Genomic DNA, 12364 nt, shown 5'->3' on the forward strand with positions numbered 1-12364 from the left:
GCCATGGAGGAGATGCTTGCGCAAGGGCCGCTTGCCGGCAGGAAAATCGTCCTCGGCGTGACGGGCGGCATCGCGGCCTACAAGGCCGTTGAACTCACGAGCCGCCTGCGCAAGGCGGGCGCGGAGGTGCACGTCATCATGACGCGGGCCGCCCAGGACTTCGTGACGGAGCTGACCTTCCGCGAAATCAGCGGGCAGGCCGTCGTCACGAGCATGTGGGACAAGGTCCCGACGCACAACGTCGAGCACATCGCACTGGCGAACCTCGCGGACCTCCTGATCGTCGCGCCGGCCACGGCCAACTTCCTCGCGAAGGCGGCCGCCGGCCTTGCCGACGACATGCTGACGACAACCCTGCTTGCGACGAAGGCGCCGGTATTCCTGGCGCCGGCCATGAACACCAACATGTACGAGAATCCCGTGACGCAGAAGAACCTCCGGGAGCTCGCGGCGCGCGGCTTCCACATCATCGAGCCCGCGTCGGGGCACCTGGCCTGCGGCGTGACGGGCAAGGGCCGCCTGCCGGAGCCCGTGGACATCGCCCGCCAGGTCGAGGCGTTCTTCGCGAAGGCGCGCGACCTGCTCGGCCGCAAGATCCTCGTGACGGCCGGCGGCACGCGCGAGCCGCTCGACCCCGTGCGCTACCTCGGCAACCGCTCGACGGGCCGCATGGGCTACGCGATCGCGCAGGAGGCCGCGGCGCGCGGCGCTGACGTCGTGCTCGTATCGGCGCCCTCGGCGCTGCCGGTGCCGCCGGGCGTGCGCTGCGTTCATGTCGAGACGGCCCGCGAGATGCGCGAGGCCGTGCTGCGCGAATTTGACGATGCCGATGTCGTCATCAAGGCCGCGGCCGTCGCCGACTACCGCCCCAAGATCGTGGCGGAGAACAAGATCAAGAAGAGCGAGGGCGAGTTCACGCTCGTGCTCGAGCGCAACCCGGACATCCTGCTGGAGCTCGGCCAGAAGAAGCGGCAGCAGGTGCTCGTCGGCTTTGCGGCCGAGACGACGAAGCTCGAGGAGTACGCGCGTGGCAAGCTCGCGAAGAAGAACCTCGACTTCATCGTGGCCAACGATGTCTCGCGCTCCGATGCGGGCTTTGCCGTCGATACCAATTGTGCCAAGCTCTTCATGCGCGACGGCACGGTTTGCGACTGCCCGCTTTCATCCAAGGCGGAGCTCGCGGGCGTCATTCTGGACCACGTCAGGGCATGCCTGTCCTGAGGTCCTGGCCTTCTTCATCTGGGGAATGCCTTTTCGAGCAAGAGCGGCATAAAAAATACCCTGTGGGCATCTCGATGTGCCACAGGGTATTTTTACAGGCTGCGGGGGGACCTTATTTCTTGTCGCTGGCCTTGGCGTCCGTCTTCTGCTGGACTGTGAACGGCGTCAGGTTGAAGTTTTCAAGCGTGCCGTCTTTCTTGAACAGCAGCTCGCAGCGCACCGTCGGGGACTTGTCGAAGCCCATGAGGTAGATGAACTGGTCGGCCTGGTCGAAGCGCGTCCAGCTGATGAAGCGCGTGGTCTTGAGCGTGCCGAGTTCCTTCGTCATGCGGTCGCGGATCTCTTTCATCTGCGCTGGCTTGACGTTGGTCTGGGCGTCCTTGCCCATGAGCGTCAGGGCTTTTTCGGGCTGGTTCTTCGTCAGCATCGTGTCAATCCACTGCGTGGCAACCGTTTCCTCGCTGGCGAAGGCCTTGGCGTTGTCCGACGTGGCCGCAAACGCGCTGACCGGGAACGCCAGCAGGCAGAGCATGGTGGCAATGAGCCATAATTTTTTCATAAGGATACCTCCTATTTGCTGATAGGTTCATTGTACCGCTTTTCCTGGCATGATGCAAAAAACTTTTGACATTTTAACGCAATTGTAAAATGAAATGGTAACTGGAGAGGAGTGCTTGAGGTGTTGGAACGATTATCCTTTATCTTGGGCGGCCCGCTGACGGCGGACCGCTGGCAGGTGGAGGCGGTCGTCAAAGATCGTAAGGTGTACGTGGGCTGCCGCCGCTGTTTTGCCGAGCAGGAGCCGCAGGACGGGCAGGAGCTGCCGAAGGAGGAGCTGCCGAGCGGCCGCCGCTGGCTCCGGAAGCTCGAGAAGCTCGGGATCCAGCGCTGGCGCAGCCGCTTCGTGCCGGAGGAGCCCGCGCGGGCTGATACGCAGTGGACGCTCCTCTACAAGGAGGAGGGCAAGCCGCAGCGCCATATCACGGGCCGCGGGGCGTACCCTGAGAACTGGGCCTCGTTCATCGACTGGCTCAACGAATTGCCCGGGGCGGCCATCCGCCAGGAGAACCACCTCGAATCGGTGCGCTTCTCCCTGCTTGAGGAAGTCCCCTTGAAGGCGGGCGGCAGGAAGATCCCGATTCGCGAGAAGCTGGCCCTTGACCGCCGCCGCCGCGTCATCATCTACAACCGCCACAAGCAGGAACTCGGGACCGAGCGCCATGCCTATGAGGTGCCGCGCGCCATCATCCGCCTGCTCGACATGCTCGACCGCACGCAGCATCTCGAGGACAAGTGGCCGGCCGAGCGCGGCGAGGAAGGGCCGAAGCTCGAGGTGCGCCTGACGCGCCACGACGGGACCGAGACGGTCATCCGCTGCCGTTATGTGCCGGCGGAGCTGCCAGAGAACTGGCCGGAGTTCCTCGCCGAGGTCCAGCACATCATGGGAGGCATCGGTGGCCGCTTCTTCCGCCGCGATACGTACCTCTCGGAAAGCGAGGTGTATCGATGAAACCGGCTGTCATCGCCGACATCATCCTCGTGGTCTTCCTGCTGCGCTTCTTTGCCGAGGACAATCTCCTGCAGTGCGTCCCGCTCGCGCTGCTCTGGGCCCTCATGACGGGCTTTTTCCTGCGCGAGTCGAAGAAGAAGGGGGAGTACGCGAATCTGTCGCTGCCGATCCTCTGGGCGGCCAACGCCTTCCTGACGCTCCTCATGATCTGCGGCTTCGTCTTCCTCGACCGTTTGCCGGGCTGAAAAACGGAAAAATCTATGATATAATGGAACTCAATAGAATCACCAGAGAGGGGAAAACCGAATGGAAATGCAAATGGAATTTATCCGCAAGCTGCCCACGCCGCAGGAGCTCATGGAGCAGTTTCCGATTGACGACCGCGTCAAGAAGATCAAGGCCCAGCGCGACAAGGAGATCGCTGCCATCCTGACGGGGCAGGACAACCGCTTCCTGCTCATCATCGGCCCGTGCTCGGCCGACAACGAAGAGGCCGTGCTCGACTACATCCACCGTCTCGTGCCCGTGCAGGAACAGGTCCGGGACAAGATCCTCATCGTGCCGCGCGTCTACACGAGCAAGCCGCGCACGATCGGCATCGGCTACAAGGGCATGCTGCACCAGCCGGACCCGGAGGGCAAGGAGGACATGCTCGGCGGCATCATCGCCATCCGCGAGATGAACGCGCGCGTCGTGCGCGAGACGGGCTTCACCTGCGCCGAGGAAATCCTCTATCCGGAAATCTACCGCTACCTTTCTGACCTGCTATCGTATGCAGCCGTCGGCGCGCGTTCCGTCGAGGACCAGTTCCACCGCATGATCGCAAGCGGCATCGGCATCCCTGTCGGCATGAAGAACCCGACGTCGGGCGACATCTCCGTCATGCTCAACTCCATCGAAGCGGCCCAGCACTCGCAGGAATTCCTGTTCCGCGGCTGGGAGGTGCGCACGACGGGCAATCCGCTCGCTCATGCCATCCTGCGCGGCTACGTCGACAGCTTCGGCAACAGCCTGCCGAACTACCACTACGAGAACCTGCGCTCGCTCTACGAGGCATACCACAAGCGCAATCTCCAGAATCCGGCCGTCATCGTCGACGCCAACCATGCGAACTCGGGCAAGAAATACCTCGAGCAGATCCGCATCGCCAAGGACGTCGTCAACAGCTGCCGCATCTCGCCGGACATCCAGACGCTCGTCAAGGGCCTCATGATTGAGAGCTACATCGAGGACGGCAACCAGAAGATTTGTGAGGGCACGTACGGCAAGTCCATCACGGACCCGTGCCTCGGCTGGGAGAAATCGAAGCAGCTCATCTTCGACCTCGCAGAAATGCTCTGATTTTCTTGATACCCCATACGGTTACAAACGCCCCGGTTCCTGCGAGCCGGGGCATTTTTCAAGCCAAGAAGCCGCCAGCCATCCGGATGATTCCCGATGACTGGCGGCTCCTTTTATACCGTGTCGTATTGTCTGCGCAGCGGTCAGAACTTGTCGACGAGCTTGTAGCCCTTGCCGCGCAGGAACGTCTCGGCCTCCGGCTCCTGCGTCTTGAAGATGACGACCGGTTTGCTGGCCTGGCGGTCGTAGGAGATGTAGAGGTAGTCGAGCGAGACATTGGCCTCGCAGAGATGGTTGAGGATTTTGTCGAGGCTGCCCGGCGTATCGTCCATCTCGACGGCGATGACCTTGTCGATGTGGCACTGGTAGCCGGCTTTCTTGAGTTCCTCCACGGCGCGTTCCGGATCGGTGATGACGAGGCGGATGATGCCGAACTCAGCACTGTCGCTGGCGAGCATGGAGTAGATGTTGATGTCGGCCGCAGCGAGCACCGCCGTCATCCTGCGCAGAGCACCCTTGGTGTTTTCCGCGAATACAGAAACTTGGTTGAGCATGTGATGAATTCCCCTTTACGATTAAATTTAAAATAATAGCATCCCGGCTTGCTGGCGCGCCTGCCGGGCTTCCTGAGCCCCGGCAGCAAGCCATCGGTACGGTCTGTCTGATGTTCCTATTCTATCATATCGGCCGGGAGAAAGCAAAGGCGGGGAGCCGCCCGCCTGTAACGTTGTCAATCAGGAACAGAGTGCCGGGAGCCGGCAGCATGACGATACCGGCAGAGAGAATGGCAGCCAAAAGGTATCTATGGGAAAAGGGATGGAAATGTGCTACACTGGATATAAAAGCACTTGATTTTATATTGGGAGGAAACATCATGGAATTTCAGTTTGCCCACAACAACTTCAACGTCCTGGATCTCGAGAAGAGCCTGGCCTTCTACAAGGAAGCGCTCGGCTTTGAGGAATCGCACCGCCTCGAGGGGCCGGGCTTTACGCTCGTCTACCTCTCCGACGGCGGCAAGACCCCGCATGAGCTCGAACTGACCTGGGTTCACGACCGCAAGAAGCCGTACGACCTCGGCGAGAACGAATTCCACCTGGCCGTGACGACGGACGATTACGAAGCCGCCCACAAGAAGCACGAGGCGATGGGCTGCATCTGCTACGAGAACGCCGCCATGGGCATCTATTTCATCAGCGATCCCGACGGCTACTGGGTCGAAGTCCTGCCGCGGAAATAACATGCAAGGATAAAGAGCAAGCCCTCCCGATGACTGACTGCTTCCCGCAGCGCATGGCGAGGGCTTGTTTCTTGGCAAAGAGGGCAGATGCTTGTATCTTAATAGAGAGACGATAAGGAGAAATCATGGAAGAATCGAAAGAAATCCAGCAGCAGCGGGCACTGCTTCATGCCAAGTACCGCCGGGCCATCCCGCAGGCCGGGGAATTGTGGAGACATTTCAAGGATAACATGTATCAGATCATAGCCTGTCCCGTCATGCATACCGAGACGGGAGAAATCTACTGCGTGTACCAGGCCCTGTATGGCAGCTGCGGCGTATATTGCCGGCCGCTGGATATGTTCATGAGCGAGGTAGACCATGATAAATACCCGCAGGTGCAGCAGAAATACCGATTTGAGAAAACGCAGGATAGTTGAACAGAATCGGAATAAGGAAGGCTTCTGAATGGATGTGGAACGTTGTTTGCTGGCGCTGATGCCAATCTTGTCCTTGCTCGTCATGCTGCTCGCGCTCCGTCAGTCTGTGCAGCGGGCGGCGGGACTTGGATTCCTGCTGGCCGCTGCACTCGGCAGCGCGTTTTTCGGCGCAGCGGGCACGCTGCTGCTGGATGCCAGCTTGCAGGGCGTGCTGCATGCGCTACCCATCATTGGGGTCATATTCGGCACGCTGCTGCTTTATGCTGGAGCAGAGGCGCTGGGAATCCTGCGGCGTCTGCAGCAGTTCCTGCAGGCTTGTTCCACAGACCTGGCGGTACAGGCACTCGTTGTCGGCTGGCTGTTTGCGCATCTCCTGCAGGGAATCTCAGGCTTCGGCGTGCCGGTACTGATCTGCGCGCCGCTGCTGGTCCGGCTGGGCATTCCGCCACTGCGTGCCGTGCTGATTGCCCTGCTGGGCCAATGCTGGGGAAATACCTTCGGTACAGTCGGGCTTGCCTGGGACGGCCTGCTGACGCAGGTCACACTGACGCCCTCCATGGAGCGCACGGTCCTGGTGTTGTCGTCTTCGTATCTGCTTCTGGTCTGTCTGCTGTCCGGTTTCCTGATTGCGTATCTGGCAGATGGCTGGAGCGGCCTGCGCCGCACCTTCTTCCTCGTCCTGTGCCTCGGTATCCTGCAGGGAGAAGGGCAGACGCTGTTTTCATACGTCCATGCAGAACTGGCCAATTTCCTCGCATCGCTCCTGGGCTTTGGGGCATTCCTGCTCTGGCGGCGAACAGGCGGGATACCCGCTGCTGTGCCGCCTGTCCCTGTGGGGCCTTTTCGAAAATCAGGAAGGGGCGGGAAGACGGTCCTGGCTTCTGCCTGCCGCTATGCGCTTTGTCGCACCCGGCCGGTGGCAACGACAGTCGTGCTCCTGCTCGCGATGTCGGAAATCATGGTGACGACAGGGCAGACCAGGGCTTTGGCTGAAGGGCTGGCCACGCTTACCGGCAAGGGGTACCTGCTGGCGGCCCCGTTTGTCGGTCTGCTCGGCTCCTTCATGACGGCGAGCAATCTTTCGTCAAACATCCTGTTTGCGGCCTTTCAGCAGCAGATGGGGACCATCCTGCATCTGCCGGTGGAGCAGCTGCTGGCCCTGCAGACAGCTGGCGGCGCGGTGGGGACGCTGCTTTCGCCGAGCAACGTCTTCCTCGGAACGTCAACGGCGGGCATCGCCGGACAGGAAGGAATCATCCTGCGCCAGACCCTGCTGATTGCCGTGATATGCTGCATGCTGTTTGCGCTGGCCGCTCTTGTCCTGTCGTGATGGTTCGGGAGAGCCATCTGCAAAGAACTGAACACTTGAAAAAGCATGGGTGCAAGTTTATAGAGCATGGTGGCAATCACGACATATTCTATAGCCCCGTGACACAGAAGCGATTCCCGGTTTGGCGTCACGCCAAGGACATACCGCCAGGAACCGCAAAGGCAATCTTTAAACAAGCAGGAATTGAATGAGGCGAGGGGCAGACGTCTTTTGCTGATATACATAGATATACATAGAGGAGGAAACATCATGAAGTATGCATATCCAGCGCTTATCTCCTGGAATGAAGAGGATAAAACTTATTACGTTACGTTTCCAGATTTGGAAAACTGTTTTACCGATGGAGCAACTCTGCCAGAAGCGCTTGAAAATGCAGCCGATGTATTGAATCTGATGCTCTGGTCGGCGGAACATGAAGGGGAGCCCATTCCGAAGGCATCGACCATGGATGCAATCAAGAAGGAAAAGCCGGATGATATCGTTACGCTGGTGGCCGCCGATACTGTAGCGTATCAGGAAGTGATGGATCGGGAAAATAATCCCATCAAGTATGCCAGAGAAAAAGCAGGGCTTAATATCAAGAAGCTTGCGGAACTCCTTGGCGCTCCGTATCGTACAGTCCAGGATTGGAATGCCGGCCGTCGTATGCCGCCGGATTGGGTGCAGCGACTGATTGTCGAAAAAATAAAATCAGTATCTTGAAGCAGGCAGGGCTCAAACCTTGCCCCATGATTTTAAGCCGTCCATGTGGGCGGCATTTTTTTGCATTTGAGTCTCTTGGGCTGGACCAGGAGACGTTGTTGATCGTTGATCTTAACAAAAGCGTAACATACTCGCAACAATTGCCTCTGGAATCTTTGCTACGATATAGGAGAACGATGAAGGGAGCCAACGGGTTCCCGGAATTTACTCAATCAAGGAATGGTTTGGGAGGAAATGGATATGTTCAACAAGATGAAGAAACTTCTTTCCATTGGCGCAGTAGTCGCCAGTACGGCTGTACTGCTCACGGGCTGCGGCGGCGGTGGTCAGCAGGCTGCCAGCTCGAGCAGCAGCGGGGCTGCACAGGAGATTTCCGGCAAGATTTCCGCTTCGGGTTCAACGGCACTGCTGCCGCTCCTGAAACCGGCACAGGAAGCCTTCCAGGACAAATATGAGAAGGTCACGGTCAACATCGCCGGCGGCGGCTCTTTCACGGGCATGAACCAGGTATCGGAAGGTGCCGTACAGATCGGCAACTCCGACGTCAACCTGCCGGACGAGTACAAGGACAAGGGCCTCGTTGACCACAAGGTCGTCGTTGAGCCGTTCGTCTTCATCGTTGACAAGGACAACAAGGTCGACAACATCACGAAGCAGCAGGCCATCGATATCCTGACGGGCAAGATCACGAACTGGAAGGAAGTCGGCGGTGCTGATCAGAAGATCACGCTGATCCATCGTGCAAAATCCTCGGGTTCGCGTGCTACGATTGCCGATGTCGTCCTCAAGGGCGCAGCATTCACGGATGATGTCGTCATCCAGGATTCCAACGGTGCGGTCCGCGCTGCCATTGCCAGCACGCCGGGTTCCATCGGCTATGTCGATGCACCGTATGCCGATGATTCCGTCAAGGTCCTGAAATTCGACGGTGTCGAGTATTCTCCGCAGAACATCATCGATGGCAAGTATCCGATCTACGGCTACGGCCACATGTACACGAAGGGTGAGCCGACGGGTGCCGTCAAGGCCTTCATCGATTACATCCTCAGCGATGAGTTCCAGAACAGCCAGGTTGAGAAACTCGGCTTCATTCCAATCAGCAAGATGAAGAACTGATTTTAGTCCCGCCGCAGGCCTTACGGGCACGGCAGGGAACGTAACCAATGAACAGTGAGCAGTGGTCAGCGGGCAGTCCATCGTGAGCAGGCAAAAAACCTACGGCATGGCCCCCTGACCACTCTTTCATTATCTGACGCCTGGCATCCGGATGAGGATGCCAGACGGCGGGACTCTACAGGAAGTGGGAGGAAATTATGGAACGGGCAGTAACAGTAAGCCGCATGGACGGAAAACAGTCTGGCGGCGGTCATGAGCGCAGGCTCTTTTACGACAAGTGTGGACGATACCTCTTTATCGCGTCTGCTTTTCTCATGACCATCATCATCTTTTCCATCATCTTTTTCGTCGGGCGGCAGGGCCTCATGACCTTTGCGGAGGTCAGCCCGCTGGAGTTCTTCTTCGGCGCGCAGTGGGACCCGACGCTCGGGAAATTCGGCGCCTTGTCCTTCATCATCGGTTCGCTGGCGACGACGCTTCTGTCCGTCGTCATCGGTGCACCGCTCGGACTCCTCGGTGCGATTTTCCTAGCGAAGGTCGCGCCGGTCTGGCTCAAGAACATCATGCGCCCCGCAACGGACCTTTACGTCGCCATCCCGTCTGTCGTCTACGGCTACATCGGCCTGATGGTCCTCGTGCCGTTCCTGCGCAGCACCTTCGGCACGACGACGGGCTTCGGCGTGCTTGCGGCATCGTTGGTGCTGGCCGTCATGATCCTGCCGACGATCCTTTCCATCAGCACGGATGCCTTAAATGCCGTGCCGCGTCCGCTGGAAGAAGCCAGCCTCGCACTCGGCGCGACCTGGTGGCAGACGATGGTGCACGTCATCGTGCCGGCTGCCGCACCCGGCATCTTGACCGCTATTGTGCTCGCGATGGCGCGCGCCGTGGGTGAGACGATGGCCGTGCAGATGCTCATCGGCAACACGCCGCAGATCATCACATCGCTCTTCACGCCGACGGCCACGCTGACGAGCAACATCGTCGTCGAGATGGGCAACACGCCGTTTGGCTCGGTCTGGGGCAACGCCCTGTTCCTCATGGCGTTCGTCCTGCTGCTCATTTCGCTGGGCATGATTCTCTTGATTCGCCGTTTCGGTCAGAGGAGGGTTTGACGCTATGGATACAAGGACACAAAACAAGATAGCCGTGGCTGGCCTCTGGGTCGTGGGATTCTTCATCCTGGGCCTCCTGGCCGTATTCCTCGGCTACATTCTCTACAAGGGCCTGCCGGTGCTCTCGCCGCAGTTCGTGCTGGGCAAGTCCAGCGATATGATGGCGGGTGGCGGCGTCGGTGCCCAGCTCTTCAACTCGTTCTACATGCTGCTCATCTCGATGGGCATTTCCATCCCGATCGCGCTCGGCGCCGGCATTTACCTTGCGGAGTATGCGCGTGAGAACAAGCTGACGAAATGCATCCGCCTGTCGGTCGAGAGTCTCGCGACGGTGCCGTCCATCGTCCTGGGCCTGTTCGGCATGATCATCTTCGTCAACATGATGAACATGGGCTTCTCCATCCTCGGCGGCTCACTGACGCTGGTACTTTTGAACCTGCCGATGCTCGTGCGCGTGACGGAGGAATCCATTCGCACGGTGCCGAAATCGTACGAGGAAGCCAGTTTGGCCCTGGGTGCCACGAAGCTGCAGACCATCTGCAAGGTTGTGCTGCCCAATGCCATGCCGGGCATCATCACCGGCATCACGTTGACGGCCGGCCGCGCCCTCGGCGAGACGGCCATCCTGATCTTCACGGCCGGCACGACGGTATCGCGCCACATGTTCGATACGGATGTCATGGCCGGCGGCGAGACGCTGGCGGTGCATCTCTGGTATCTCATGAGTACGGGCCTTGTGCCGGACCGCGACATGATTGCAGACGGCATCGGCGCGCTCCTGATCCTCACGATCCTCGTGTTCAACTTCATCCTGTTGCTGCCGATGAAGCTCATGCGCCATACGCCGAAATCGTAACGCCAGATCCATAACGACAGATTCATAAGGAACTCCTGCTTGACTGCCTGCCGCATCCTCCGGGTTTGCGGCGGGCAGTTTTTACTTTTTCCTGTTAAATCCCAGATTTCTTTTGTATAATATAAAGAAAAATGTATGTTTATAAGGAGATGATATTGTTATGAAAGAGACAATCCGCTCGCTGGCGACGCCATTCCTCTGGTTCTGGCGCTGGGAAGCAAAAAGCGGCGCCATCCTGCTGCTCGGTGCGGTGGTCGCGCTGCTGCTGGCGAATTCCCCGCTGGCCGGCGCCTACCATCACGTCCTGCACATGCCGATCCGGCTGGGCTTCGGTGATTTTGGTCTCGAGATGGGCCTTTTGCACTGGATAAACGACGGACTCATGGCCGTATTCTTCTTTGTCATCGGTCTTGAAATCAAGCGCGAATTCCTCTACGGCGAGCTCAAGACGCGCTCGGCCATGATGCTGCCGGTCGGCGCGGCCCTCGGCGGCATGATCGTGCCGGCCATCCTCTATGCACTCATTAATTTTGGCACGCCGACCGCAGGCGGCTGGGGCATCCCGATGGCTACGGACATCGCCTTTGCGCTCGGCATCATGACGCTGACGGCGCGCCAGGCACCGCTGGGACTCGTCGTCTTCCTGACGGCGCTGGCCATCGTCGATGACCTCGGCGCCATCGTCGTCATCGCGCTGTTCTACAGCAGCGAAATCGCCTTTGCGGCGCTCTTCGTCGGCCTCGTGGCCATCGTCGCGGCGTTCCTGTTGAGCCGCCTCAACGTGCGGTTCTTCCTCGCGTACCTCGTCCTCGGGCTCATCGCCTGGTATGCCTTCCTGCAGGCCGGCGTGCATCCGACCATCGCAGGTGTCCTGCTCGGCCTTGCCATCCCCGCACAGGAGGACCCCGAGCAATCGATGCTCCATGTCTGGGAACACCGCCTGGAGCCCTGGTCGGCCTATGGCATCATGCCGATTTTCGCACTCGGCAATGCGGGCGTCACGCTCTCGTTTGCGACGTTTGACCCGGGCTCGCCGCTCTTCCTCGGCATCCTGGCCGGCCTGTGCCTCGGCAAGCCCATCGGCATCTTCGGCACGGTCTGGTGTTTCAACCGCTTCTTCAAGGTACCCGTGCCCGGCAACGCCTCTTCGGGGCAGGCAGCCGCGACGGGCATGCTCGGCGGCATCGGCTTCACGATGTCCATCTTCATCGCTTCGCTGGCCTTTGCCGACAGCGGCGCGATGCTCGACCTCGCGAAGATCAGCATCCTTTCGGCGTCCATCCTCTCGGGCATCCTCGGCGCCATCGTCTTCAAGCTCCAGAGCTTGCGGGCATCCGCCTGATTTGGCATACTAAAAATCCTGACCCGTCATGCGTGACATGGTCAGGATTTTTTGTGAAACAGAGCTTCCCCCTTAGGGGGGAAGTGGCCCAGCAGGCCGATAGGGGAAACTGCTGGTAACTGCTTTACGGTTCAATGAAATGCGAAACTGAAGGTATCGTTTTCATCGAGCC

At 59.3% G+C, this 12364-nt stretch carries 15 protein-coding genes; 13 read left to right on the forward strand and 2 right to left on the reverse strand.

The genetic code is table 11. From position 1 onward, the window contains the following. Positions 1–3: 3 nt before the first annotated feature. The gene (coaBC, locus tag DWX75_RS08735; protein ID WP_233519545.1) at positions 4–1221 is read left to right on the forward strand and encodes a bifunctional phosphopantothenoylcysteine decarboxylase/phosphopantothenate--cysteine ligase CoaBC; all 1218 of its coding nucleotides are present in this window, start codon (positions 4–6) and stop codon (positions 1219–1221) included. Between the two features lie 112 nt (positions 1222–1333). Here coaBC and DWX75_RS08740 read toward each other — a convergent pair whose 3' ends face one another. Next, on the reverse strand, positions 1334–1780 hold the full coding sequence (locus DWX75_RS08740; RefSeq protein WP_118015944.1) for a hypothetical protein: 447 nt from the start codon (positions 1778–1780) through the stop codon (positions 1334–1336). Between the two features lie 120 nt (positions 1781–1900). Between DWX75_RS08740 and DWX75_RS08745 the strand changes: the two genes are divergently transcribed. The 3 genes from DWX75_RS08745 (at position 1901) to DWX75_RS08755 (ending at position 4072) form a co-directional block, all read left to right on the forward strand. Continuing rightward, complete coding sequence (locus DWX75_RS08745; RefSeq protein WP_147671571.1) at positions 1901–2731, forward strand: hypothetical protein; 831 nt, start codon at positions 1901–1903, stop codon at positions 2729–2731. Beyond that, on the forward strand, positions 2728–2976 hold the full coding sequence (locus tag DWX75_RS08750; RefSeq protein ID WP_118015946.1) for a hypothetical protein: 249 nt from the start codon (positions 2728–2730) through the stop codon (positions 2974–2976). The genes DWX75_RS08745 and DWX75_RS08750 overlap by 4 nt, the downstream gene beginning before the upstream one ends. A 61-nt stretch (positions 2977–3037) precedes the next feature. Beyond that, positions 3038–4072: a 3-deoxy-7-phosphoheptulonate synthase gene (locus DWX75_RS08755; protein WP_118015947.1), complete on the forward strand. Its 1035-nt coding sequence runs from the start codon at positions 3038–3040 to the stop codon at positions 4070–4072. Positions 4073–4215: 143 nt separating this feature from the next. Here the strand turns inward: DWX75_RS08755 and DWX75_RS08760 are convergent, their stop codons facing one another. Beyond that, positions 4216–4626: an ACT domain-containing protein gene (locus DWX75_RS08760; RefSeq protein ID WP_118015948.1), complete on the reverse strand. Its 411-nt coding sequence runs from the start codon at positions 4624–4626 to the stop codon at positions 4216–4218. A 320-nt stretch (positions 4627–4946) separates the two neighbouring features. On the opposite strand from DWX75_RS08760, the gene DWX75_RS08765 reads away from it, so the two are divergent. From DWX75_RS08765 to nhaA, 9 genes are all read left to right on the forward strand, one after another. Then, positions 4947–5312 carry a VOC family protein gene (locus DWX75_RS08765; RefSeq protein ID WP_118015949.1) on the forward strand — a complete coding sequence of 122 codons (366 nt, stop codon included), beginning with the start codon at positions 4947–4949 and terminating at the stop codon, positions 5310–5312. Positions 5313–5437: 125 nt separating this feature from the next. Beyond that, on the forward strand, positions 5438–5731 hold the full coding sequence (locus DWX75_RS08770; RefSeq protein WP_118015950.1) for a DUF1653 domain-containing protein: 294 nt from the start codon (positions 5438–5440) through the stop codon (positions 5729–5731). A gap of 28 nt (positions 5732–5759) precedes the next feature. Further along, positions 5760–7061, forward strand: coding sequence for an L-lactate permease (locus DWX75_RS08775; protein ID WP_118015951.1), 1302 nt, complete (start codon positions 5760–5762; stop codon positions 7059–7061). Continuing rightward, complete coding sequence (locus tag DWX75_RS08780; RefSeq protein ID WP_118015952.1) at positions 7061–7252, forward strand: type II toxin-antitoxin system HicA family toxin; 192 nt, start codon at positions 7061–7063, stop codon at positions 7250–7252. The genes DWX75_RS08775 and DWX75_RS08780 overlap by 1 nt, the downstream gene beginning before the upstream one ends. 58 nt (positions 7253–7310) lie before the next feature. Then, positions 7311–7763, forward strand: coding sequence for a type II toxin-antitoxin system HicB family antitoxin (locus tag DWX75_RS08785; protein WP_199497570.1), 453 nt, complete (start codon positions 7311–7313; stop codon positions 7761–7763). 234 nt (positions 7764–7997) lie between these two features. Further along, on the forward strand, positions 7998–8879 hold the full coding sequence (locus tag DWX75_RS08790) for a phosphate ABC transporter substrate-binding protein (RefSeq protein ID WP_118015963.1): 882 nt from the start codon (positions 7998–8000) through the stop codon (positions 8877–8879). Positions 8880–9076: 197 nt separating this feature from the next. Continuing rightward, entirely contained in the window at positions 9077–9994 is a 918-nt protein-coding gene (pstC, locus tag DWX75_RS08795; protein WP_118015953.1) for a phosphate ABC transporter permease subunit PstC, read from the forward strand. A gap of 4 nt (positions 9995–9998) precedes the next feature. Further along, entirely contained in the window at positions 9999–10850 is an 852-nt protein-coding gene (pstA, locus tag DWX75_RS08800; RefSeq protein ID WP_118015954.1) for a phosphate ABC transporter permease PstA, read from the forward strand. A gap of 160 nt (positions 10851–11010) precedes the next feature. Next, the gene (nhaA, locus tag DWX75_RS08805; RefSeq protein ID WP_118015955.1) at positions 11011–12192 is read left to right on the forward strand and encodes a Na+/H+ antiporter NhaA; all 1182 of its coding nucleotides are present in this window, start codon (positions 11011–11013) and stop codon (positions 12190–12192) included. Positions 12193–12364 lie beyond the last annotated feature (172 nt).

The organism is Mitsuokella sp. AF21-1AC (assembly GCF_003458855.1).
Taxonomy (GTDB): Bacteria; Bacillota; Negativicutes; order Selenomonadales; family Selenomonadaceae; genus Mitsuokella.

What these genes read in the sequence shown, in the direction of transcription:
- coaBC (WP_233519545.1), top strand. Translation starts at nt 4, where the DNA reads ATGGAGGAGATGCTTGCGCAAGGGCCGCTTGCCGGCAGGAAAATCGTC.
- DWX75_RS08740 (WP_118015944.1), bottom strand. Translation starts at nt 1,780, where the DNA reads ATGAAAAAATTATGGCTCATTGCCACCATGCTCTGCCTGCTGGCGTTC.
- DWX75_RS08750 (WP_118015946.1), top strand. Translation starts at nt 2,728, where the DNA reads ATGAAACCGGCTGTCATCGCCGACATCATCCTCGTGGTCTTCCTGCTG.
- DWX75_RS08755 (WP_118015947.1), top strand. Translation starts at nt 3,038, where the DNA reads ATGGAAATGCAAATGGAATTTATCCGCAAGCTGCCCACGCCGCAGGAG.
- DWX75_RS08760 (WP_118015948.1), bottom strand. Translation starts at nt 4,626, where the DNA reads ATGCTCAACCAAGTTTCTGTATTCGCGGAAAACACCAAGGGTGCTCTG.
- DWX75_RS08765 (WP_118015949.1), top strand. Translation starts at nt 4,947, where the DNA reads ATGGAATTTCAGTTTGCCCACAACAACTTCAACGTCCTGGATCTCGAG.
- DWX75_RS08770 (WP_118015950.1), top strand. Translation starts at nt 5,438, where the DNA reads ATGGAAGAATCGAAAGAAATCCAGCAGCAGCGGGCACTGCTTCATGCC.
- DWX75_RS08775 (WP_118015951.1), top strand. Translation starts at nt 5,760, where the DNA reads ATGGATGTGGAACGTTGTTTGCTGGCGCTGATGCCAATCTTGTCCTTG.
- DWX75_RS08780 (WP_118015952.1), top strand. Translation starts at nt 7,061, where the DNA reads ATGGTTCGGGAGAGCCATCTGCAAAGAACTGAACACTTGAAAAAGCAT.
- DWX75_RS08785 (WP_199497570.1), top strand. Translation starts at nt 7,311, where the DNA reads ATGAAGTATGCATATCCAGCGCTTATCTCCTGGAATGAAGAGGATAAA.
- DWX75_RS08790 (WP_118015963.1), top strand. Translation starts at nt 7,998, where the DNA reads ATGGATATGTTCAACAAGATGAAGAAACTTCTTTCCATTGGCGCAGTA.
- pstC (WP_118015953.1), top strand. Translation starts at nt 9,077, where the DNA reads ATGGAACGGGCAGTAACAGTAAGCCGCATGGACGGAAAACAGTCTGGC.
- pstA (WP_118015954.1), top strand. Translation starts at nt 9,999, where the DNA reads ATGGATACAAGGACACAAAACAAGATAGCCGTGGCTGGCCTCTGGGTC.
- nhaA (WP_118015955.1), top strand. Translation starts at nt 11,011, where the DNA reads ATGAAAGAGACAATCCGCTCGCTGGCGACGCCATTCCTCTGGTTCTGG.